This is a genomic window from Vibrio nigripulchritudo (assembly GCF_027924785.1).
Classification (GTDB): Bacteria; Pseudomonadota; Gammaproteobacteria; order Enterobacterales; family Vibrionaceae; genus Vibrio; species Vibrio nigripulchritudo.
The window spans coordinates 773,860-796,640 of sequence record NZ_AP027050.1; the positions used below are offsets into that span (position 1 = coordinate 773,860).

Annotated in this window: 24 protein-coding genes; 17 read left to right on the forward strand and 7 right to left on the reverse strand. The window is 47.0% G+C overall.

The window, feature by feature from the left end:
• Positions 1–89: 89 nt before the first annotated feature.
• Positions 90–1,013 (forward strand): LysR family transcriptional regulator, encoded by a 924-nt coding sequence (locus QMG91_RS21825; RefSeq protein ID WP_004402484.1) that lies wholly within the window; start codon positions 90–92, stop codon positions 1,011–1,013.
• A 16-nt stretch (positions 1,014–1,029) separates the two neighbouring features.
• On the opposite strand, the gene ppsR is transcribed toward QMG91_RS21825, so the two are convergent.
• Positions 1,030–1,863: a posphoenolpyruvate synthetase regulatory kinase/phosphorylase PpsR gene (gene ppsR, locus QMG91_RS21830; protein ID WP_281832192.1), complete on the reverse strand. Its 834-nt coding sequence runs from the start codon at positions 1,861–1,863 to the stop codon at positions 1,030–1,032.
• 192 nt (positions 1,864–2,055) lie between these two features.
• Between ppsR and ppsA the strand changes: the two genes are divergently transcribed.
• From ppsA to QMG91_RS21890, 12 genes are all read left to right on the forward strand, one after another.
• Positions 2,056–4,416, forward strand: a complete 2,361-nt coding sequence (gene ppsA / locus QMG91_RS21835; protein WP_022561148.1) for a phosphoenolpyruvate synthase — start codon at positions 2,056–2,058, stop codon at positions 4,414–4,416.
• Positions 4,417–4,672: 256 nt separating this feature from the next.
• A complete protein-coding gene (locus tag QMG91_RS21840) occupies positions 4,673–5,356 on the forward strand; it encodes a GntR family transcriptional regulator (RefSeq protein WP_022561149.1) in 684 nt (227 codons plus the stop codon).
• Between the two features lie 34 nt (positions 5,357–5,390).
• Positions 5,391–6,182, forward strand: a complete 792-nt coding sequence (locus tag QMG91_RS21845; RefSeq protein WP_281832195.1) for an SDR family NAD(P)-dependent oxidoreductase — start codon at positions 5,391–5,393, stop codon at positions 6,180–6,182.
• A gap of 10 nt (positions 6,183–6,192) precedes the next feature.
• The gene (locus QMG91_RS21850; protein ID WP_281832197.1) at positions 6,193–7,386 is read left to right on the forward strand and encodes an AGE family epimerase/isomerase; all 1,194 of its coding nucleotides are present in this window, start codon (positions 6,193–6,195) and stop codon (positions 7,384–7,386) included.
• 103 nt (positions 7,387–7,489) lie between these two features.
• Complete coding sequence (locus QMG91_RS21855; RefSeq protein ID WP_022589333.1) at positions 7,490–8,491, forward strand: sugar ABC transporter substrate-binding protein; 1,002 nt, start codon at positions 7,490–7,492, stop codon at positions 8,489–8,491.
• Positions 8,492–8,493: 2 nt separating this feature from the next.
• Positions 8,494–9,510 carry an ABC transporter permease gene (locus tag QMG91_RS21860; RefSeq protein WP_281832200.1) on the forward strand — a complete coding sequence of 339 codons (1,017 nt, stop codon included), beginning with the start codon at positions 8,494–8,496 and terminating at the stop codon, positions 9,508–9,510.
• Positions 9,511–9,519: 9 nt separating this feature from the next.
• Positions 9,520–10,257 (forward strand): ATP-binding cassette domain-containing protein, encoded by a 738-nt coding sequence (locus tag QMG91_RS21865; RefSeq protein WP_004400143.1) that lies wholly within the window; start codon positions 9,520–9,522, stop codon positions 10,255–10,257.
• Positions 10,258–10,269: 12 nt separating this feature from the next.
• Entirely contained in the window at positions 10,270–11,508 is a 1,239-nt protein-coding gene (locus tag QMG91_RS21870) for an enolase C-terminal domain-like protein (RefSeq protein WP_281870349.1), read from the forward strand.
• Positions 11,509–11,517: 9 nt separating this feature from the next.
• On the forward strand, positions 11,518–12,447 hold the full coding sequence (locus QMG91_RS21875) for an SMP-30/gluconolactonase/LRE family protein (protein ID WP_281832206.1): 930 nt from the start codon (positions 11,518–11,520) through the stop codon (positions 12,445–12,447).
• A gap of 16 nt (positions 12,448–12,463) precedes the next feature.
• Positions 12,464–13,603 carry a fumarylacetoacetate hydrolase family protein gene (locus QMG91_RS21880; RefSeq protein ID WP_281832208.1) on the forward strand — a complete coding sequence of 380 codons (1,140 nt, stop codon included), beginning with the start codon at positions 12,464–12,466 and terminating at the stop codon, positions 13,601–13,603.
• A gap of 6 nt (positions 13,604–13,609) precedes the next feature.
• A complete protein-coding gene (locus QMG91_RS21885; RefSeq protein WP_281832210.1) occupies positions 13,610–15,133 on the forward strand; it encodes an aldehyde dehydrogenase (NADP(+)) in 1,524 nt (507 codons plus the stop codon).
• 186 nt (positions 15,134–15,319) lie between these two features.
• Entirely contained in the window at positions 15,320–15,526 is a 207-nt protein-coding gene (locus QMG91_RS21890; protein ID WP_022614355.1) for a hypothetical protein, read from the forward strand.
• A 196-nt stretch (positions 15,527–15,722) separates the two neighbouring features.
• On the opposite strand, the gene QMG91_RS21895 is transcribed toward QMG91_RS21890, so the two are convergent.
• The 5 genes from QMG91_RS21895 to QMG91_RS21915 form a co-directional block, all read right to left on the reverse strand.
• Positions 15,723–16,565 (reverse strand): energy-coupling factor transporter transmembrane component T family protein, encoded by an 843-nt coding sequence (locus QMG91_RS21895; RefSeq protein WP_281832213.1) that lies wholly within the window; start codon positions 16,563–16,565, stop codon positions 15,723–15,725.
• Entirely contained in the window at positions 16,562–18,265 is a 1,704-nt protein-coding gene (locus tag QMG91_RS21900) for an ABC transporter ATP-binding protein (protein ID WP_281832215.1), read from the reverse strand. Before QMG91_RS21900 ends, QMG91_RS21895 begins: the two co-directional genes overlap by 4 nt.
• Positions 18,266–18,272: 7 nt before the next feature.
• The gene (locus QMG91_RS21905) at positions 18,273–18,821 is read right to left on the reverse strand and encodes an ECF-type riboflavin transporter substrate-binding protein (protein WP_022561160.1); all 549 of its coding nucleotides are present in this window, start codon (positions 18,819–18,821) and stop codon (positions 18,273–18,275) included.
• Between the two features lie 470 nt (positions 18,822–19,291).
• Positions 19,292–19,579, reverse strand: a complete 288-nt coding sequence (locus QMG91_RS21910) for a putative quinol monooxygenase (RefSeq protein WP_022561161.1) — start codon at positions 19,577–19,579, stop codon at positions 19,292–19,294.
• A gap of 191 nt (positions 19,580–19,770) precedes the next feature.
• Positions 19,771–20,166 carry a glyoxalase superfamily protein gene (locus QMG91_RS21915; RefSeq protein WP_004400130.1) on the reverse strand — a complete coding sequence of 132 codons (396 nt, stop codon included), beginning with the start codon at positions 20,164–20,166 and terminating at the stop codon, positions 19,771–19,773.
• Positions 20,167–20,359: 193 nt separating this feature from the next.
• On the opposite strand from QMG91_RS21915, the gene yjjG reads away from it, so the two are divergent.
• On the forward strand, positions 20,360–21,034 hold the full coding sequence (gene yjjG / locus QMG91_RS21920; protein ID WP_022589343.1) for a pyrimidine 5'-nucleotidase: 675 nt from the start codon (positions 20,360–20,362) through the stop codon (positions 21,032–21,034).
• A gap of 121 nt (positions 21,035–21,155) precedes the next feature.
• Positions 21,156–21,320 (forward strand): hypothetical protein, encoded by a 165-nt coding sequence (locus QMG91_RS21925; RefSeq protein ID WP_004408602.1) that lies wholly within the window; start codon positions 21,156–21,158, stop codon positions 21,318–21,320.
• Here QMG91_RS21925 and QMG91_RS21930 read toward each other — a convergent pair.
• The gene (locus tag QMG91_RS21930; protein ID WP_038147465.1) at positions 21,317–21,739 is read right to left on the reverse strand and encodes a GFA family protein; all 423 of its coding nucleotides are present in this window, start codon (positions 21,737–21,739) and stop codon (positions 21,317–21,319) included. The genes QMG91_RS21925 and QMG91_RS21930 overlap by 4 nt on opposite strands.
• 171 nt (positions 21,740–21,910) lie before the next feature.
• Here QMG91_RS21930 and QMG91_RS21935 point away from each other — a divergent pair, with 171 nt between their 5' ends.
• A complete protein-coding gene (locus QMG91_RS21935) occupies positions 21,911–22,489 on the forward strand; it encodes a TetR/AcrR family transcriptional regulator (RefSeq protein ID WP_281832221.1) in 579 nt (192 codons plus the stop codon).
• The gene (locus QMG91_RS21940) at positions 22,489–22,779 is read left to right on the forward strand and encodes a YciI family protein (protein WP_281832223.1); all 291 of its coding nucleotides are present in this window, start codon (positions 22,489–22,491) and stop codon (positions 22,777–22,779) included. The genes QMG91_RS21935 and QMG91_RS21940 overlap by 1 nt, the downstream gene beginning before the upstream one ends.
• Positions 22,780–22,781 lie beyond the last annotated feature (2 nt).

Below are 22,781 nucleotides of genomic sequence, written 5' to 3' on the forward strand. Positions count from 1 at the left end.
TGATTAAAACGTCTGGGTAGGGGGAGGGAAGGTTAAGCCGTTCGCTATTGATATCAGTTTTATTAATGCAAGAGTTAAGGAAAACAGAAATGCAGCCAACCATGAAACAGATCCGCTACTTTATTGCGACCGCTGATTCCGGTCAGGTGTCTCAGGCAGCCAATGCAATGCACGTGTCTCAGTCTGCCATTACCACTGCCATCAAATCGCTGGAAGAGATGTTAAATGTGAATCTGTTTGTGCGTCAGCCGCACGGAATGATGCTGACGTATGAAGGCAACCAGTTCTATCAGCACGCGACCCATATCGTGAAAGAGATTGAAGAGGCGATGCTGCTCTCTCATCGCAGCTCTAATCAGGTACAGGGTGTGATTCGCCTCGCCATGTCTTATACGGTGGCAGGGTATTTTGTGCCACCTTACTTAACCCGTTTTCAACGCAGTTACCCCAAAGTGGACGTCAAGCTGGTGGAAGCGACTCGGAGTGAAATAGAAGAAGGGGTAGTCTCTGGCGATTACGACCTTGCTTTTATGCTGACCTCGAACCTTATCAATCAGGAAGACATCAGCTTTCAAACGTTGTTAAGCTCGCCCCGTCGTTTGTGGGTCAGTTCCAGTCATCCATTACTGGAAAATAAACTGGCGACTTTTCACGATGTCGCTCAATACCCATACATCATGCTTACCGTCGATGAGGCGAGTAATACCGCTCAACGCTACTGGAACCAGACTCCTTATCAGCCAAACACCATTTTTCGCACGTCCTCAGTGGAATCGGTGCGCAGTCTAGTGGCTAATGACTATGGTGTTACGATTCTTTCCGACATGGTCTATCGCCCTTGGTCTTTAGAAGGAAGAAGGGTAGAAGTGCGACCACTGGCTGATCACGTGCCAGATATGGAAGTCGGGTTAGTGTGGTCTAGAAAAAGAGAACGCAGCACTGCGGTGGCTGCGTTCTGTGAGTTTATGGAAATGTCGGTGTCACCGAATCAGGATCTGATGAATCGGTACTAACGCTATTTTGGTTGCGTTAACACATTTGCCTTTGCAATCCGCTCATGTCTAACAAGCGGGTGGCAATTTCCTCTACCGAGAGAGAAGTGGTATTCAGATAAGGAATCGCTTCACGGCGGAATAGGGCTTCTACGGTATTGAGCTCTTTCTGGCACTGATCCTGACTGGCGTATTCACTGTTGGCCATTCTTCCTTCACGAATGGCGTGTAAACGTTCTGGTTCAATGGTCAGCCCGAAAGTTTTGTAGCGAAATGGCTCGATGGCGCTCGGCAGTTTTAATCTTCCCATGTCTTCTTCAATGAAGGGATAATTCACGGCGCGAATTCCGAATTGCATGGCCAGATACAGGCTGGTCGGGGTCTTTCCGCAACGTGAAACACCCAGCAAAATAATGTCTGCCTGATCCAGATTATTCAATGAAATACCGTCATCATGTGCCAGTGTGTACTCAATTGCAGCGATCCTGTCCATGTAGCTGTGAACGTCTTTTTTGATGCTATGAGAGCGTTGCAGTTTGGGCTTAGGTTGCAGCCCCAGGTCTTTACTTAGCGGTTCAACCAGTGTATTAAGCACGTCGTACAGCTGAGCGTTCGATTGTTCAATAACCTGCTTGACTTCAGGCACTACGATGGAAAAAAACACCAATGGCTTGTTGCCAGTTTCTTCATATGCTTTATCTATCAGTGCTTTAACGTCATTTGCGCGCTCTACATTCTCGACAAATGGCAGAGTTGTCTGTCTGGTTTCGATTGAAAATTGCCCTAAAACCGCGTGTCCCATGGTCTCCGAGGTGATGGCGGTACCGTCTGAAACATAAAACACGTCACGAAAACTAGTTTTGCACTGCATAAAAAGTTGAATCCTTAAAATATTTTTGTAGTGTGAGTTTCATAATAAAAATATATGTTTATTTACATTACAGGGGATCGATACCCGTAAATGTGACGCTGCCGGAAAAATTTTTTAAATCCCAAGCCAATCGTTTGCGTTGATTCAAGCCCCACTAAAACCCTACAGATCCAATAACAAGGAGATTATCCCATGCAACAAAATGTTGTTTGGTATGACGCTTTATCAATGAATGACGTTGATAAAGTTGGTGGTAAAAACGCTTCACTCGGTGAAATGGTGGCAAACCTTGCCAACGCTGGTGTGAAAGTCCCTAACGGTTATGCCACCACCTCTTTTGCGTTTAATCAGTTTCTCGAATCCGGTGGGCTGAACGAACGTATTTATGCCCTGCTGGAAACACTCGACGTTGATGATGTGCAAGCACTGAAATCAACGGGAGAGACCATTCGAAACTGGGTGCTGGAGCATCCATTTACTGAAGAACTGGAAGCTGACATCCGCCGTTGTTACGCGGAATTAGGCGAAGGTGACGAGATGCTTTCTGTGGCTGTTCGCTCTTCCGCGACGGCTGAAGATTTGCCAGATGCGTCCTTTGCGGGTCAGCAAGAAACTTTCCTAAACGTACGTGGTATCGATGCGGTGATTGAAGCCGTAAAACACGTATTTGCTTCCTTATTTAATGACCGTGCGATTTCCTACCGTGTCCACCAAGGCTTCGACCATAAAGGTGTGGCGTTGTCTGCGGGCATTCAGCGCATGGTTCGTTCCGACAAAGCGTCGTCAGGCGTGATGTTTACTCTGGATACCGAATCTGGTTTTGATCAGGTTGTTTTCATCACTTCCTCCTGGGGTTTGGGTGAGATGGTAGTTCAGGGGAGTGTAAACCCCGATGAGTTCTACGTTCATAAACCTAGCCTTCAGGCGGGTCATCACTCTGTGGTTCGCCGTACATTGGGTTCAAAACTTATCAAAATGGTTTACGCCGAGGGCTCGGAACTGGGTACTCAGGTTGAAACCATTGATACCTCAGCCGAAGAGCGCAGTTCATTCTCTTTGAGCGATGAAGAAATTCAGGCGCTGGCGCAGCAAGCCCTAATCATCGAAAAACACTACGGTCGTCCAATGGACATCGAGTGGGCGAAAGACGGTGTAACCGGTGAACTGCTTATTGTTCAGGCGCGCCCAGAAACCGTTCGCTCTCGTGACGACAAAAACGTCATGGAACGCTTCCACCTGAACCAACAATCTGAAGCCTTAATCGAAGGTCGAGCGATTGGTCAACGCATCGGTTCTGGTGTGGTTCGTGTGGTGGAATCACTGGATGAAATGGATCAGGTTCAGGAAGGTGACGTACTGGTTGCGGACATGACAGACCCTGACTGGGAACCTGTGATGAAGAAAGCTGCCGCTATCGTCACCAACCGTGGCGGCCGTACCTGTCATGCGGCGATCATTGCGCGCGAACTTGGTATTCCTGCGGTTGTAGGTTGTGGTAATGCAACTGAGCGCCTAAACAATGGTGCACAAGTGACTGTGTCCTGCGCACAGGGTGAAACCGGTTATGTTTACGAAGGTGAACTGGACTTCGAAATTCGCCGTTCTTCCGTCGACGATTTACCGGAACTGCCACTTAAAGTCATGATGAACGTGGGCAACCCAGATCGTGCCTTTGATTTTGCCACTATCCCGAATGAAGGTGTGGGGCTGGCGCGACTCGAGTTCATCATCAACAAGATGATTGGTATTCACCCGAAAGCTCTTCTGAATTACGACGATCAGCCATCTGAAATTAAAGCAGAGATTGATCAACGTATCGCAGGTTACGAGAATCCGGTTGAGTTCTACATCGAGAAGTTAACCGAAGGTATTTCAACACTAGCCGCAGCCTTCTGGCCGAAGCGTGTGATCGTTCGTATGTCGGACTTCAAATCGAACGAATACCGTAATCTGGTGGGTGGTGTGCGTTACGAACCAACTGAAGAAAACCCAATGTTAGGCTTCCGTGGTGCGTCCCGTTACATCTCAGAGCAATTCCAGGACTGCTTTGCTCTTGAATGTGAAGCCATGAAACGCGTGCGCGGCAAAATGGGTCTGAAAAATGTAGAAATCATGATTCCATTCGTCCGTACAGTAAGCGAAGCGGCATCGGTCATTGATTTGCTGGCGAAGCACGATTTGCGTCGTGGAGATCAAGGTCTGAAAGTGATCATGATGTGTGAATTGCCATCTAACGCAGTATTGGCAGAAAGCTTCCTGAAGTACTTTGATGGTTTCTCCATTGGCTCCAACGACATGACTCAGCTGACGCTTGGTTTGGATCGCGATTCCGGTGAAATTGCACACCTGTTTGATGAGCGTAATGAAGCGGTGAAAGCCATGCTTTCCATGGCGATTCAGGCAGCCAACAAAGCGGGTAAATACGTCGGCATTTGTGGTCAGGGACCTTCCGACCACGACGATCTCGCACAATGGTTAATGGAGCAGGGCATAGACTCTGTTTCACTTAACCCAGATACCGTTTTGGAAACCTGGTTGCACCTCGGTAAGTAACCTTATGATCTAAAAGAAAATCCCTTAGCTGTATAGCTGAGGGATTTTTGTTTTACCTACAAAATATCAATTCATATAGAAAATACGCATTAGTATGCGTACCCCGCATTGCTCTCTGATTCATATCCAGATAACCAATCTTGTGATCGCTATTCAATATCCCGCCATTTTCAATATTGATCGGTTAAAAATCGATCAAGTGTATGCAGTGTATACACAGTATTCAGAAGAGCATCAATTTAAAAGAGAGAATCCAATGCGAAATCACCGTTATGACTATTTGACGGCGTCCGAGCAAGCGTATCGGGTGATAAGAGACATGATTCTCGAAATGGAGCTATTGCCTCACCAGCCATTATCGGAGCAAATGCTGGCAGATAAGCTGGAAATGAGCCGAACGCCGGTTCGTGAGGCGGTAGCGAGACTAACAACGGAAAGGCTAATTGATAACGCATCCCGGCGTCAGCTTATGGTGGCACCTATCCGTGTCGCCTTATTTGAAACGGCTTACTACGTCAGAAGAACGTTAGAAGCTGATTTGGCGCAGTTGGCGGCAAAAAACACCATAAGCGAACTGGACCAGCTCAGCTTGGAAACTTGTTTAAATGAGCAGGAAATTGCAGCAAGAAACAATAATTCTGAAATGTTTTACAACTCAGACGAGCGCATGCATCAGCTTATTTGTGAATGCGCTGGTAAACCCATGGTGTGGGGCATCATCTTAGATTCAAAGTTTCACATGGACCGAATTCGTAAGCTGATTTTGAAAAATCGAACGACTGTTTTGACCGAATTGATTGATGAGCACAGGCAGATAGTCCATGCGGTTTTAGTCGGCAATGCGCCAGCAGCGAAGGATGCGATGCTGGCCCATATTGCTCATGTTTTCCCGGATTTGGATGTGATTCAAAAGCAGTTTCCAGAATATTTCGCGCATTAGCCCATTAGACATCATCAAGGAAGAGGAGTCGGTAATGAACGGAAATAGCGCAAAGGCTGTGTTAGTCACGGGCGGTTCTCGCGGGATCGGACGTGCCATGGTGGATCGCTTTTTATCCGCAGGCTACAAGGTGACATTCTTCACCAACGATGAGCAGTCTCGTGAATCCACGCTTGCAGACCACAATCACAATGAAAACTTAATGGGCATTACCCTTGATGTGAGTGACGCTGAAGCAGTGAAAGCGGGCGTGGAGAAAGCGGTTTCTGCTTTTGGACGTTTGGATGTGGTGATCAATTCCGCAGGCATTCAGCGGTACGGTGATGTGGTGGATACCAGTGTCGAACTTTGGAACGAAGTCATTGGTGTCAATCTAAACGGCGTTTTTCATACCTGCAAATACGCCATCCCTGAAATCAGAAAACAGGGGAAAGGTGCCATCATCAATATCGCTTCAGTTCAGTCATACGCTTCTCAAACTGGTGTGGCAGCCTATGCCGCATCCAAAGGCGCGATTCTTCAGCTTACCCGCTCTATGGCGCTGGACTGCGCAGCGGATCAAATCACAGTCAACGCACTGTGTCCTGCCTCTGTGAATACACCCATGTTGCATTGGGCTGCCGATCTCTGGAAAGGGGACAAAACACAAGAAGCGGTATTGGATTCGTGGGCGAAAGCTCATCCGCTAGGACGAGTAGCCGAACCGAGTGAACTTGCCGAACTGGCACTGTTTATCGCAGAAGGTAAATGCGCCTTTATGACAGGGGCTGACATTCGCGTTGATGGCGGCGTGATGAGTCAGGTCCCCATCATATTGCCGGAATAACAAGGATGAAATGACCATGACTAAGGACTATCGCAGCGAAGCCTTCTTAACCTCGCACATTCAGAGCCTCATCGATTTTTATCACCCTGAATGTATCGACAGGGAACGAGGAGGCTACATCAACCAGTTCAAAGATGACGGCACCATTTTCGACACCGATACCAAGCATCTGGTGGGCACCTGTCGGTTCGCATTTAACTATTCGCTGGCGTATCTGATTACCGGAAAACAGGAATATCAGGACGCTGCTGAACACGGTGTTCGCTTTTTGCTGGAGCACCACAAGCAGCAGGACGGCGGATACGCTTGGGTGCTGAATGGGCTGGATGTAGAGGATGGCACCCGCCATTGCTACGGGCATGCGTTTGTCCTGCTTGCCGCCGCAGCTTCCATCAAAGCAGACACGCCCAGTGGTCGAACATTACTCAACGATATTTGGGAAGTGCTTGAAGTGCGTTTCTGGGATAAGGATGCGCAGCTTTATGTGGATGAGATTTTAGAAGGTAGCTGGAGCAACGTATCTGAATATCGAGGTCAGAATGCCAACATGCACATGTGCGAAGCGATGATCTGCGCGTATGAAGCCACCAAAGAGGCTCGCTTTCTGGATAGAGCCTATACATTGGCGAAACGAGTCTGTGTCGAACTGGCATCAAAAGCCGATGGCTTAGTCTGGGAGCATTATGATCAGAACTGGCAACACGACTGGGAATACAATCTGGACGATCCCAAACATCTCTTTCGCCCCTGGGGTTACTTGCCCGGACATTTCACCGAGTGGTCCAAGCTATTGCTGATTCTGTCTCGGTATCAACGGGAAGAATGGATGATCGAGACCGCCGCTCACCTTTTCGATACTGCTCTGGATGTGAGTTGGGACCCCAGCACAGACGGGATGAACTACACCTTCTCGCCGGACAGGCAAGTGGTCGATACCGACAGATATTACTGGGTGACTGCGGAAACCATTGCTGCGTCCGCCGCTCTGGCGGTTGAAACCGGAGAAGACAAATATTGGGACTGGTACGACACCATGTGGTCGGTGGCAGAAAGACACTTTATTGATCATCAATACGGCGGCTGGTATCGGGTCTTGGATACCGATAATAAGCGTTACGACGACCTGAAAAGCCCACCAAGCAAAACGGACTATCACCCACTATCTGCATGTTTTGAAGTTCTGCAGAGTTTGAAACAACTTTAACCGCGTGAATACAGAGTCTGACTATGGTGCCTTCTTGAAGGTGCTAGGGAGTTGTCATATCTGAAGAAACGTAAATCTGTTCAAAAGGACGAGGAATAGAGTCATGTTTAACTGTAAAAAACTCATGGTACTGAGCGCTTTGCTTAGTACGACCCTGTTGGGATTCGCTTCCCCCGGTATTGCAGCCGAGAAGGAAAAAACGCTGCGATTCACTTACCTGACCCAAACGGGTATCGATAACACCTTCTGGCAAACCATCAAACGTGGGATGGACGATGCGTGTGAAACGCTGAAAGCGGACTGCCAACTGCTGTTTACGCAGGAAAACGGCAACCTTCAAATGCATCTGCAAAACTTTGAAACCGTGGTGAACCAAGGGGTAGATGGCATTGTTACCGTGGTGGTGGATGACAATCTTTACGACGAAGCGATTCAGAGAGCGGTCGACAAGGGCATTCCGGTGATTGTGTCCAATGTGGATGACACCCAAGGTGAACTGGGGAGCGCAAGGTTGGCGTTTGTTGGTCAGGATCTCTTCCAGGCAGGTTACGAAGTCGCTAAGGGTTTAGCGGCGCAATTTGATCGCAGCAAACCTGCACACGTGTTGCTTGGTCTTGCCAGACCGGGAGAAAGCTGGGCAGAAGACCGCATTGGCGGTGCGAAAAAGTACCTGAAAGAACTCAATGATCAAAACCCAGACTGGAAAGTGACCTTCGACGTGATCGACTCGGGCAACGACCTGTCAATCACCGGTTCGCGTATCTGTCAGTACGTTCAGGGGCACCCAGAAACCAGTGCGGTGATTGGTGCCGGATTCTGGTTCGCAGGGGCTGGGGAATGCCTGCGCGATCTGGGTAAAAAGCCGGACGAAATACTGATGGGTGGTTTCGACCTTGTGCCAATCCTTATCGATGAAATGAAGAAAGGCTACGTTCACCTAACGGTTGACCAGCAACCCTATCTGCAAGGTTATCTGCCGATTTTACAGCTCCACCTAATCAACAAATTTGGCTTGAGCGCGTGGGATGTCAATACGGGTAAAGCTCTGATCACCAAGAAAGATGTACCCACGCTTGAGAAGTACATTGATCAGGGAGTTCGCTAAGCATGGAACAAGAATTAAGGGGCGATTCCGCCCCTATTCAAAAGGAATCCAGAATGAACGTGCGAAGACAAGTCAAAGACCTGCTTTCAAGACCTGAAGTCAGTGCCTTTCTCATGCTGCTGATTATGCTGGCGTTGTTCTCTGCCTCGAATCCGTATTTTCTGACACTGAACAATTTCATGATCATCTTGCAGCCGATCCCAGAAATTACCCTGATAGCAATTGGCGTCACCATATTGATGGTATCGGGCGAGTTCGATTTATCTGTCGGTTCCGTGTTTGCTTTTTCGCCCATGATCATGGTGCTGCTGCTTGCTGCGGGCATTCCCGTTGGGCTGGCTATCGTGGTCGCGCTTATCGGTGCTGCGGCGATAGGGCTTTGTAACTCATTTATCACTCTGAAAATTGGTCTGCCTTCATTTATCACAACGCTAGGCATGCTGTTTATGATCCGCAGCCTGACGATCGTGATGTCCGGCGGGTTTCCGCCTCCATTTCCAAGAGACATGGATACGTCATGGCTAGTTGGACGAATCGATTTGCTGAGAGCATCGATTTTCTATCTGGTGGCCTTCGCCATCGTGCTTGCCATGTGGCTGAGAAGAACCGATTTCGGAAGCTGGATTTACGCCACTGGAGGCAACACTCAGGCTGCACACGATATGGGTATCAATACCGCTTTGGTAAAGACAACCGCTTTTGTGCTGTGTTCTGTGCTAGCAGGCTTTGCAGGCATCATTCAGTGTTTTCGTATCAAAGCCATCATTCCAACCATGGGAACCGGATTTGAACTTCACGCTATTGCTGCCGCGGTGATTGGTGGTGCGGCGCTCACAGGGGGCGTGGGCACGGTAATGGGTGCCATCATAGGTGCGCTGCTTATCGCGTTTATTGAAAACATCATCATCATCAACCGAATCGATGCCAACTGGTTCAAGTTTGCGGTCGGCGCAATGATTGTGTTCTCGGTAGCACTCAATACTTATACCCGCCGTGCGGCGGACAAAATGAAAGTGTAGGAGGGAAGCATGAACGAATCTCCATTGCTGGAATGCAGAAATATTTCCAAATCCTACTCAGGTGTTGAAGCACTGAAAAATGTGAACTTCTCGGCGGCGAGGGGTGAAGTCATTGGGTTGATTGGCGACAACGGCGCAGGCAAATCCACCCTTATCAAAATATTGTCGGGCGTTCACTCGCAGAGCAGCGGCGAGATATTGATGGATAACGAGCCTGTTCAGATTCGAAACCCACGGCACGCGATGGGTTTAGGGATCGAAACCATTTACCAATACACCGCCATGGTTCCGGAAATGTCGATTGTGAGGAACATGTTCATCGGTCGGGAAATGCGAAGTAAAGGTCCTCGGGGCTTTGGCTGGCTTAGTGAAGCCAAAATGGCAGAAGAAGCCGTAAGAGCAATCAAAGATGTGGGGTTGGATCTGGAATACCCGCACCGACCGATAAAAGAGCTGTCTGGTGGGCAACGCCAAGGGGTCGCCATTGCTCGCGCCATCTACTTTCGCTCGCGAATTCTGATTCTTGATGAACCCACAAACCATCTGTCCGTTAAAGAGACAGACAAGGTGCTGGAATACATCGAGATGCTGAAAAATCAGGGCGTAACCTGCATTTTCATTAGCCACAATTTACACCACGTCTATCAGGTATCCGATCGGATTGTGGCAATGGCTCGGGGTGAGAAAACCGCCGATTTAGCCATTGAAGATACGTCTGTCGATCACATGGTTAGGTTGATCAGTTAAAGGGAGAGAAGAATGAAGCACCCAAAGATTACGGATATCAAAGCCACCACAATCACGGTTCCCTTAGAAGCCCCACTGCGACACTCCAATGGTGCTCACTGGGGGCGATTTGTCCGAACTGTGGTTCAGGTCGAAACCGATGTGGGCATCACCGGATTGGGAGAAATGGGTGGTGGTGGTGAATCGGCAGAAGCCATGATTGAAGGTTTGAAACAATACCTCGTCGGGCACGATCCATTTGAACTGGAAGCGTTGCGAATGAAGATTTGTAACCCGACAGCCAGTCTTTATAACAACCGGACTCAATACCACGCGGCTATTGAATTTGCCTGTCTGGATATTTGTGGCAAGTTTCTCGGCGTACCAGTGTGCGACCTTTTGGGGGGCAAAGTCCGGGACGAAGTGGAGTTCGCCAGTTATCTGTTTTTCCGATTCAACAATGACAACGGAGAAGGCGAGGTTCGCACCAAAGAACAGCTTATAGCCCATGCAAAAGCCCTTAAGGAGCAACACGGTTTTCGCGTTCATAAGCTAAAAAGTGGGGTATTCCCCCCTGAATATGAATTGGAGCTTTTCAGGGCGATGGCGCAATCACTGCCGGGCGACAAAGTTCGATACGATCCGAATGCCGCATTTTCGGTCGAAGAAGCCATTTGGTTCGGTCGCAATATCGAAGACTTAAATAACGATTACTACGAAGACCCGACGTGGGGATTAAACGGTATGCGCACGGTTCGCAACCGCGTTCAGATTCCGAACGCGACGAATACCGTCATTATCAACTTTGAACAGTTAGCGACTAACGTTCGTGATCCGGCCGTGGATGTCATCCTGCTGGATACCACGTTCTGGGGCGGGATTCGAAACTGCATTAAAGCGGCGAACGTGTGCGAAACCTTCCAGACCAGTGTATCTGTTCACTCTTCTGGAGAACTGGGTATTCAGTTGGCAACCATGCTCCATCTGGGAGCCGTTCTCCCAACGTTAACCTACGCGGCTGATGCCCACTACCACCACCTGATGGATGATGTGATTCAGGGCGGAAAATTCGAATACAAAGACGGGAAAATCCGCGTTCCGACCACTCCGGGGCTAGGTGTTGAGCTCGACAAAGACATGTTAGAACAGTACTCAGAGCTCTACAAAAAACTGGGTGGCTACCCGTACGACAGAGACCCATCGAGACCTGGCTGGTTTGCGTACACACCTAACACAAACTGGGCAGACCCAGATTTAACCGACCCCAATTAGGAGGTAGGCATGGACAAGTTTAACGCGGTGTCGTCGGAACGGTTTAGCGTAGGAGAAAGCCCGTTGTGGGACGCGAAAAACCAGCGCGTGGTGTTTGTCGATATTATCGGCAAACTCCTTGTCAGCGTGTCACTGGACGGAACATGCGAAACCATTAAAACCGAAGACTTTCCAACGGCTTGTGCTCGGGTTGCTCAGTCAGACCAATACTGGATTGTCGCATTTGCCAACGGGGTTGCACTGCTGGATAAAATCAGCGGAAAGACCATTCCCGTTTGCCAGCCAGACTCCATGGTGGGTAATCGCTTGAACGAAGGGAAATGCGATCCTCAGGGGCGTTTCTGGGTGTCATCAATGCAGACCAACCTGCATGCTGATGGAAGCGGAAAGGCGATGACTCGCGAATCCGGGGCGCTTTTTAGTGTGGATGATTTGGGAAACTCCAGTCAGTGGACGGATTACAACATCGGTTTAACCAACACCATGGCATGGTCGCCAGATCGTTCCACTTTCTACTTTGGCGATTCGATGAACAACGTGATCTGGGCGTTTGATTACGATGAGCAGTCTGGAGAAGTGAGTAACCAAAGCGTGTTTTTTGAAGGATACCCAAACGGTGACCCAGATGGTTCCTGTATCGACGATGAAGGCTATTTGTGGAACTGCCGATTTGGTGGTTCTGAAATCATTCGTATTGCGCCGGATGGCTCTCTAGACAAGGTCGTGAAATTACCTGTTACCAACCCCACAAGCTGCACTTTTGGCGGCGCAGAAGGGAAAACCTTGTTTATTACTTCTGCGCAGTTTTCGTTGTCGGATGAGCAACTGGCTAGAAATCCATTGGAAGGGGCTTTGTTGAGCGCCGAGATGGAGGTAGGGGGAAATGCCGAAAACGCCTACCAAATGAGTGATCAACTGCGTAAACGAATCGGAATATAAGAAAAGGAGCAAAGGAATGACGATGATCCCCAAGGATGATTCTGCGCTGTGGATTGGCAGAGTCTGGTCGAACAGAGAAGGCGGTCCGCGAGTGGTATTGGTTAAACAACATCAGGTGTATGACCTGACACCACAATACCCGACCGTGAGCGATTTATTAGATTCAGACTCATTAGAAACCGTGTTACGAGATTGGGATGACAACCCCATTGGCAGTTGGGAACAGCTTATCGAAGAGGGCAATCAGGATTACAGCTTGCTTTCACCTTTGGATCTGCAAGCCATCAAAGCGGCAGGCGTTACCTTTGCAGTAAGTATGCTGGAAAGAGTCATCGAGGAAAACGCAGGTGGCGACCCTCAAAAAGCAGAAAGCCTGCGTCAGGAACTGAATCAGGCTATCGGCAATGATCTTCGTCAGGTGGAGCCGGGAAGCGAGTCAGCTCAGAAGCTAAAAGCGTTCCTTCAGGAAAAAGGGCTATGGAGTCAGTATCTGGAAGTTGGGATAGGACCGGATGCTGAAATCTTTACCAAAGGGCAGCCAATGTCGAGTGTCGGAGCTGAGGCGTCTGTGGGTGTCTTGTCTACCTCTCACTGGAACAACCCAGAGCCAGAGGTGGTACTGGCGATCAATCACCAAGGGAAAATCGTTGGGGCGACCCTAGGAAACGACGTCAATTTACGGGACTATGAAGGTCGTAGCGCCTTATTACTGGGTAAAGCCAAAGACAACAACGCTTCATGCGCGATAGGGCCTTTGATTCGAATTTTTACCGAACAATTTACGCTCAGTGATATTGAATCTGAGGTAGTGAATTTGGACATCAAAGGGAGAGATGGCTTCTCACTCAGTGAGTCTTCAGATATGAAAAACATCAGCCGCACGCCTCAGAAACTGGTCAATCAGCTTATTGGTGACCACCACCAATACCCGGATGGTGTTGCCCTGTTTCTGGGAACCATGTTTGCCCCAATTCAGGACAGGGACGAACCGGGCAGTGGTTTTACTCATCATGTCGGGGATGTGGTAACCATTCATTCTAAGCATTTGGGCGTCCTTACAAACACCGTTGAACACAGTGAAAAATTGCCTCCGTGGGAATACGGGGTGCGTGAACTGTATAAATATCTTTTCGCCAAGAACTTGTTAGGGAGCTGATGCGCTATGGAGAATCTGGGAAAATTGGTGATAGCCGGACAATGGGTAAAAGGTGAGGGAAATCCAACCCACGCAGTTAACCCTTCAACCAACCAAACATTACCGAATACATTTGATACCGCATCGTCCGAACAGGTAGTAACGGCATGCGAGCAAGCAGAACGGGCGTGGCGCGCCTATTCGGAATTTCCTCGCGCAAAAAGAGGTGAGTTTTTACAAGCCATAGGGAGCGAGCTGTTAGCACGCGAAGCCGACATTGTGCATTTTGGCGTTCTGGAGACTGGGTTGCCAGAGCTCAGGTTAAAAGGGGAGTTACAGCGTACTGTCGGGCAGCTGAACCTCTTCGCCAATGCGCTGATTGATCAAGATGAGCCCGTAATGCATGACGAAGCTCTGCCAGAAAGAGCGCCGCTGCCCAGACCATCTCTGACGTTAGTAAAACGTTCTATCGGACCGGTTGCTGTGTTTGGCGCTAGTAACTTCCCGCTGGCGTTTTCTGTAGCTGGTGGCGACACAGCATCTGCCTTGGCGGCGGGGTGCTCTGTTATTGTGAAAGCGCACTCTTCACACCCACATTTGTCATACCTTGCAGCGAGTGCGATTGTTGCCGCGATTGAAAAATCTGCGGTGCCAAAAGGTGTGTTCAGTTTGTTGTCTGGGAGTGGCAGCACTATTGGAGGGCAGTTGGTTTCTCACCCTGCGATCAAGGGAGTGGGGTTCACTGGTTCTAAAAAAGGGGGACTAGCACTTACCCGACTTGCCCAGCAACGAAATGTCCCGATTCCTGTGTTTGCTGAAATGAGCTCCATTAATCCGGTTTTCGTTACCGAAACGGCGTTAAAAGAATCAGCGGATGATATTGCGGCAGGTATGACAGGGTCTATCTGTTTAGGTGCAGGGCAGTTCTGTACCAATCCCGGTCTGATTCTGCTTGAGAATAACAGCGAGTCTGAAGGATTTCTCAGGACACTGAGCGAGAATGTGGCGGCACAAAGTGCGCAAACCATGCTTAACCGTCATATTCGGTTGTCATATCAGCAAGGAGTTGAACGTCTGGAAAACCTGGGAGCGAAAAAGCTCGCCGAAGCTAATGCAGCAAAAGGAGAAGGTGAAAACCTTTGTTATCCGGCTTTGTTCAAAATATCCGATGCCGAATTTCTTGCCGATCCAGCAGTCTGGCAGGAAGAGGTTTTTGGTTCGGCGTCGCTGGTTGTGGTGGCTGAAGACATTTCCTCAATCAGACAAATCATCGAAGTGCTTGAAGGGCAACTGACTTTCACATTCTGGCTGAGCGAACAGAGAGAAAGTGAAGAAGTTACTTCGCTGGCTTCGTTGGCTCAGCATAAAGCGGGGCGAATTATTTTTAATGGCTTCCCAACCGGAGTCGAAGTTTGCCAGTCTATGGTGCATGGCGGTCCCTTCCCGGCAACGTCCAATACTCAGTACACCTCAGTAGGAAGTACATCGATTGATCGCTGGCTTCGCCCTGTGTGTTTTCAAAACGTACCTGACTGGTTAAGTAGCACATAAAGTTAACAGCTTGAACGTCAACCTTGTTGGCTTAACTTATTAAATCGACTAGAAATCTGGCTATTTAGTCATTCAAAAGTTTATTTTGAGTGTCACCTCTAAACATCAACAGACAGTTGTTTAATGGAGTAGTAAACCCCTGCTATACAATATGTCAGAATACTGACGTCAAATTTTGGAGGTTTTATGTTTAATTTTCTGGTTTGCCTAGCGACTGGCGTGGTGTTTGGTATGTCATGGAGCGCAGCATATTACGGAAATGACATGGTCTTCCAGTCGGTGAGAGTGGAAAACGCCATTCTTGCCAGCCTGACACTCATGATTGTTTGTATTGTTCTGGAAATAAGAAAAGCACTAAATGGCAAAGCGAAGCAAACTGCCAGACCCTATTAAAAACCTGACGTTAGAAGACTTAATTAAGCATAACGGTGGCGATTTATTGGTCGCGTCCCTAAGAGACAGAAAAAAGGATCTGTCTGACGAAGAGTTTAAGGAATACATTAAAAAATTTCGTGGTAGTCGAAAACGAAGTTAACTAAGCCCGCTCAATGCGGGCTTTGTTTTGTCTGTCGGAAATTTCTGGACACAGCTAAAACGGATACCAGAACAGGGTTGGGTCGTTGTATCGTTTCACAATCGCGAGTATGGCGATGACCAGGACTGCAAAAATAACCGACCTGTCCGTTTTGGTTAGCGGTCTGGCGCTGTACCAGGTTCGGGTTTTGTGTCTGCCAAAGCCGCGCAAGGTCATGGCATTGGAGATAGTGTCTGCCCGTTCAAGGCTTGCGAAAATCAGTGGTCCCAAAATATGGGCAACGCTGCGAAGCCTCTGAAAAAACGAGACGTTCTTCGACATATCCAGCCCTCTGGCTTGCTGCGCATGCAATATGTTCACAAAATCCCTTTTCACTTCAGGCAGGTAACGCAAGGTTAAACTCACGGCATAAGCGATCTTGTAGGGCAATCCGATACGGTTGAGACTTGCAGCAAATTCTGTCGGATGAGTAGTAAAAACAAAAACAAGCGCAATGGGAAACATGCTGAAGTATTTGATGGTCACTGTCACAAGGTAGAACAGAGTTTCCTGAGACAAAGAATAACTTCCCCATAAAGGCAAAAGAATGTGCTCGCTGCCTATCAGCTCTGGTCCTTGTTTTGGGGCGAGCAGAAACATAAACAGCGCATTCAAAGAAAGCACAACAATTGCTCCGAAAAGCAGTGGGCGATAAATTCGAAAGGGTACTTTACTCCAGCGCAGTAAGCCCATTCCCAAGAGTACAACAGGGAGCAAGATGCGAAGGTCAAACGTCGTCAGAACCACTGTGACCCAAGCAGCAAACAGCACTAATTTGGTGAGTCCGTTCAGTCGGTGCAAAGGCGACTGAGTATCTACATAGTTGATTCCGAAGTTTATTTTTGAAGCGGGGTTCATAATGCAATCTCGCCTTTCACTTCTTCAGAAATGAACTTTTGCATAAAACCGCTGGCGTCTTCGATACCCACTTTATTTGCCAGATCATACAGACTGGTTGGTGCTAGATTGGTTGACTGGAGCAGGTCTGGTTGGCTGAAAACTTCTGTTACCGGCGCATCAGCAATGACTTTTCCATCGGATATCAGAATGGCTCGGGTTGTGTATTCCAAAACCAAATGCATGTCGTGAGAAACGATGGCAACAGTGATTCCTAGCTTCCTGTTAAGCTCCCTGATGAACTCAAGCATTGAGGTGTAGTTGCGATAATCCTGACCCGCTGTTGGTTCATCAAGAATCAAAAGTTCTGGCTCAGAGACCAGAATAGAGGCGATGGTGACCCGCTTGCGCTGACCGTAACTCAAGGCTTCAATGGGCCAGTGTCTGAAAGGTTTCAAACCGCACAGCTCTAAAACGTCCAGAACCTTAGACTCGATTTGCGATTCTGACATGCCTTGATTTCTCAGGCTGAACGCCACTTCGTCAAAAATCATATGCTGTGAAATCATATGGTTTGGGTTCTGCTGTACCACGCCCACCTTCTTGCTTCGTTCGAATATCGATTGTTCAGCAAGATCCTGATTCTCCCAAATCAGTTGCCCTGAATCGGGTTTTAAGACACCCATAATGAGTTTTATCAGAGTGGATTTTCCAGAACCATTTTTACCGAGAATGGAAACGAATTCTCCGCGTTTAAACTCGAAAGAAACGTTATCGAGAACCTTGTTCTGTCCGTCATAGGAGTACGAGAGATTATCTACAGACAGTAAAGTGTCTGCACAAGGTATTGGGTTGGGAGGAGGGTTATCTTTCATCCACTGCCTTAACTGAGGCGCTATATCATCTAGCGGGAGTTCACTCAGCTGTGACAAATGATCAATGTGTTCAATGGAGAATTGTGCCTTTTTCAATGCAGACAGGTACAAAGGTTCGCGAATGCCATATTGAGTGAGTAACCCTGATTTGAGTAACTTGTCGGGAGTGGATTGGTAAACAATCTCACCTTTACTCATCAATACCACGCGATCCACATGCTGGTGCAGAACATCTTCAAGGCGGTGCTCTATGATGACAACGGTTTTTTGTGTTTCCCGATGAATTCTGTCGATGATGTCGATGGTCTTTTTACTGGTCACAGGGTCAAGACTGGCAAGAGGTTCATCAAAAAGCAGAATGTCCACGTCATCCACCAAAACACCCGCTAGGGAGACACGTTGCTTTTGCCCTCCAGACAAATCGTGAGGGGAGTGAGCCAACATGCTTTCAAGATCGACCATTTTTGCCGTCTGTTCGACGGTCGTCAGCATCTGCTTGTTTGTGACTCTCTGGTTTTCCAGTGCGAAAGCGATGTCCTCAGCGACACTCAATCCGACAAACTGGCTGTCGGTGTCTTGCAATACGGTTCCTACCTGTTCGGTAAACTGATGCAGTTTCATGGTATCGGAGGCAACGCCATTAAAAGTCAGTGAGCCCTTTGTTTCGCCTTTAAACGAAGCGGGTATAAGCCCGTTCAGACAGTGCCCGAGCGTCGATTTCCCGCTGCCACTAGGGCCAATGATAAGAATTTTTTCGCCCGGATTGATTTGAAGATTGAGATTTTTCAGAGTCGCGTTTGACTGCGACTCATATCGAAAAGAAAAGTCTGAAAACTCAATGGTCATGAGTGAATTACGCCTCAGACAGATTGCGGCTTTGCTTTTTTCTCTTGGCAACGGCTTTCAGGATAAAGAAACCGACAACGGCAATCAGAACCGTATTTGCAGATGCAATGATGGTTAGCTGAGTAAATACCTTGGTGAAAGGTTCTGCGTACAGAATGGTGTCCAGGAATGCTGAGCAGCCGTAACCGAGAACGTTACCAATCAGAGCTAATAAGACAAACAGGGAAAAGTCTTTCGCAGGTAGCTCACCGTTATTCAAACGCTCACGAGTTAATACCGGGAAAAGCCCCATGATCAGCCCAACAATTCCAGACCCGAGAACCCACGTAATCCACACGCCCCAGCCCGCGAATAAGTCAGTGATCCAGTGACCAATAAAACCAACTAAGAAACCAACAACAGGACCAAACATGACAGAAAACAGAGCCAGAACAGCCATTGCAGGTTTTAAAGTGGTATTGGCAAATACAGGAATACCGAACATGGGTAGTCCACCTATTCCATACAATGCTGCCCCAATAGCAATAACAACTACCATCTTCGCTGAGAAGTTCATAACGTTTCCTTGTGATGAATAATATCTTAAGTAGAAAAATATCCGCGCTGTTACATACGGGACACAACACAAGAACCCAGAATGAGATTGCTTAGCAGACAGACAGTAACATATTGATTATATAAAATTTAGTCAACAAATTGATTTGCAATAAAGCTCATATTCGTTAAATAAATCGCATTGATTTTTTGTAAGAGGGATTTAAGACGGCATTTGAAATAAACAGTATGAGTGGCTATTCAAAATATTATTAAAACTCACCCAAAAGGGTTAATTGTCTAATTAAATGCATAAATTTTGACAATTAAGCTTGCGCTTAAGTAAGGATGTTCTAAATTTTAACTAAGCTCATTAAGAAAGCTTATTTCCAATTGAAAAGAAGTAGAATTTATCCTCGGGGTGGAGGAGAAGCGCCTTTGGCAGAGCTTGACTGTCAAAGGCGTTTTTTTATTTGGTCACTGCTCTAAATCTTATTCAACAGGGGAAAGAGTAATGATCTTAATTTCTTCTGCAAGCAGGTCACCCACGTTTTCAATAAGGTTCAAAAAGTGTGGAGTGGCTTGATGCTCTTCAAATGCTTTTTGATCAATAAAGCTTTCATTAAAAATAAAATGACCTTCCTGACCATTATCTTCAAACAATTCGTAACGAACGCAGCCAGGCTCAGCACGAGTTGGTTCAATCATTTCGCGAAGCATAGACTTCAGTTGTTCTTCCTGACCAGATTTAGCCGTAAAGCAAGCAAGTAAGTGAATCATAAGATTTCCTTTGGTAGAAAATAGAGAAAAAAGTGGCGGTTTAATTTTCCTCAGTGTCTGAGGGTTGTTGGAGGACGCCGAGGGGGTCTGAAAATTAAACTGCCAATGACAAGGATGAGAGATGAGCCCAACTTGAGGGAGTCAGGCACTCTATTCGCACTTTAGATTAAACATAAGTGTCATTATTATAATTATTCGAATCGACCGTCTCGCTCGATAAACTCAATCTTGTAGCCGTCTGGGTCTTGCAAGAAAAAGAACTTAGCGAGGCGTTCGTTATTATGGAAGAACTCTTTTACCGGGGTTGGTTCAAGACCTGCTTCAGATGCCATTTTATGGCTTTCATCGGCGTTGTCCACAGATACAGCCAGATGACCGTAACCAGTTCCATGAGTATAAGGTTCTTTTTGATCGTGGTTGTACGTTAATTCAAGCTCGAAAGCGGTTTCTTTGTTTCTTAGATAAATCAGAGAAAAACCGTCAAAGTCGTAGCGGTCTGCGACAGATAAGCCTAGTGCTTTATCGTAGAATTCCAAAGACTTATCCAAATCAAACACACGAACCATGGAATGAATTGCTTTGGTCATGTATTACTCCTGATTGTTGTTAGGCGCATATTATTCATGGGTTTTTAGGTAAGTAGGTGGTATTGGAATACTACATTTCAAAAATATTGAATATTTCTGCCTAAATGACGCGGGTAAAGTGACATAATAACGACCATACCCGAGGGTTTTAATCTAAACCGTATGTTGTGGGTATATTTTGAAGGAGAACTCTATGAAGTACAGTTGGATATTATTTGATGCGGATGAAACCTTATTCAGTTTCGACGCTTTTAAAGGTCTGCAAACGATGTTTTCTCGTTTAGATGTGAATTTTACTCAGGCAGACTTTGAAGAATACCAACTTGTAAATAAGCCTCTTTGGGTGAAATACCAAGACGGTGAAATAAATGCGAAACAGCTACAAGAAGATCGTTTCGTAATCTGGGGACAGAAGCTTAGCTTGCATCCGTCTGAATTAAATGAAAAATTCCTTGATGCGATGGCAGATATTTGCCAACCACTGCCTCATGTTCCTGAAGTTTTAGAGTTGATAAGCAAGAAAGCTAAACTGGGAATCATCACAAATGGCTTTACTCAACTTCAAAGTATCCGTCTGGAAAAAACAGGTTTGAGCCAATATTTTGAACATGTGATTATCTCGGAAGAAGTCGGGATTGCTAAGCCAGACGTGGCTATTTTTGATGCCGCTTTTGAAAAGATGGGGCATCCAAATAAAGACAAAATTCTAATGGTAGGGGATAACCCTCACTCAGACGTGCTGGGTGGTTTGAATGCAGGCATCGAAACATGCTGGCTCAATACTGAAGGAGCAAACAGACCCGAAGGTATTGACCCACATCACGAAGTAAAATGCTGGAAAGAACTGCAGCAATTGCTGCTTCCATAAGCAATCGAAAATGCTGCAACTGGAAATAAAATACTGGACAGCATTTTATTGTTTTATATCAGGATTATCGAAAAAGCGCTGACTTACTATTACCTTGTCTATTTCAAAGAGGGTTACCGTTATGAAGCGCTTTTTTCCTTCCTCTGTTATGCTCACTCCATTCGTTGTCCGATACTACAATCAAGACAACGCACTGTACGAATCAGAGCACATTCACTCTGATAACGATGAAATCAATGAAGCAAAACCTGAACGAGAAGAATCAGCGGAGCCGAGCTTAAGCTAGTCAAATCGTGAGCTATCTCTGCCCTGTTCGAATTTGGGTAAGTCATCTTGATCTGAATACCAGTCGGCTTTCGATGACATAAAAATGTGAGCGTCTGGCGTCACGGGAACGTGGTCATCTAAGGCGCTCAATGCGATCTCAATGCTGCCTCTTTCTGATTTTGGAGATTTAAAAGCCAGGCTAGAGCCACATTCCTCACAAAAGGTTCTTTCTGTTCCATTTTGAGCGGTATATTTTCTTAAAAGCAAATCACCCGTTAACCAACGAATACGACCTCTCGGTACGTTAATAAAAGTGCTGAACGCAGCACCGTGAAACTTACGACACATCGAGCAGTGGCAATGTCCTACCTGAGAATCAAATTGGGTGATTTCAAATGTTACCCCGCCACATAAACAGCTTCCTCGATATTTTCTCATATCGCTTTCCTTTTATAATTGTTGTGCAGGACTTTGACATAAACGCACATCGCCTTCCTACCGCTGATTTTCTAGTATGTGATCGAGATCTACGACAGAATTGGGACAATTGTCCTATTTTAAAATTAGTGAGTTAGGTCAATTGTCCTAAAGTTGGATCTGGAGACGGAAATGGTGGGTACCAAAAGACAGGAAATTGTAGAAGCGGCAGACATGCTCTTCTATCAGAATGGCTATGAATATACCTCGTTTGCCGATATTGCATCGGCAGTGAACATATCGCGTGGTAATTTCTATTATCACTTTAAATCGAAAGACGACATTCTGACGGCTGTGATTACCAGGCGTTTTGAAAATACAGAGAACATTCTGGAGCAATGGGAATCAGCCAGCGGCGCCCCTGAAGAGCGGATCCGCAGTTTTATCCATATTCTGATCGCCAACAAAACCAAAATTAAACAGTTTGGCTGTCCGGTTGGCACACTCACCACGGAATTGAGCAAGCTGGATCACCCGGCTTTACCAGATGCAAACCGACTGTTTGGTCTGTTTAAGAGCTGGCTTATCGTTCAGTTTGAGGCATTGGGCTTTCAGCAGGAATCGCCAACACTTGCTATGCATTTGCTTGCCAGAAGCCAAGGGGTTGCCACTTTGATCAACGCTTTTAAGGATGATGAATTTATCGAATTTGAAGTGGCACAAATGTGCGACTGGCTGGACGAAAAAATAAAAAGTAGGGAGATACACTGATGTTTGTTGTTTCATTAAAACTGACTGGCGCGATGGAGCTGGCAAAACAGCATATGCAAAGCCATAAGGCCTGGTTAGACGAAGGAATAAAAAACGGAACGTTTGTTTTAGTGGGTAACCTAAAACCTGGACCGGGCGGTGCGTTATTTGTTCAGGGGGTAAATCGGGAAGAACTGGAGGCAAAGCTTTCGGAAGACCCATTTGTTCGGGAGAAGATTGTTGAAGTCAGTATCATCGAAATCGAGGCTCACACAGCCAGTGATTCTCTGAACTGTTTGATAGGAAAATAATC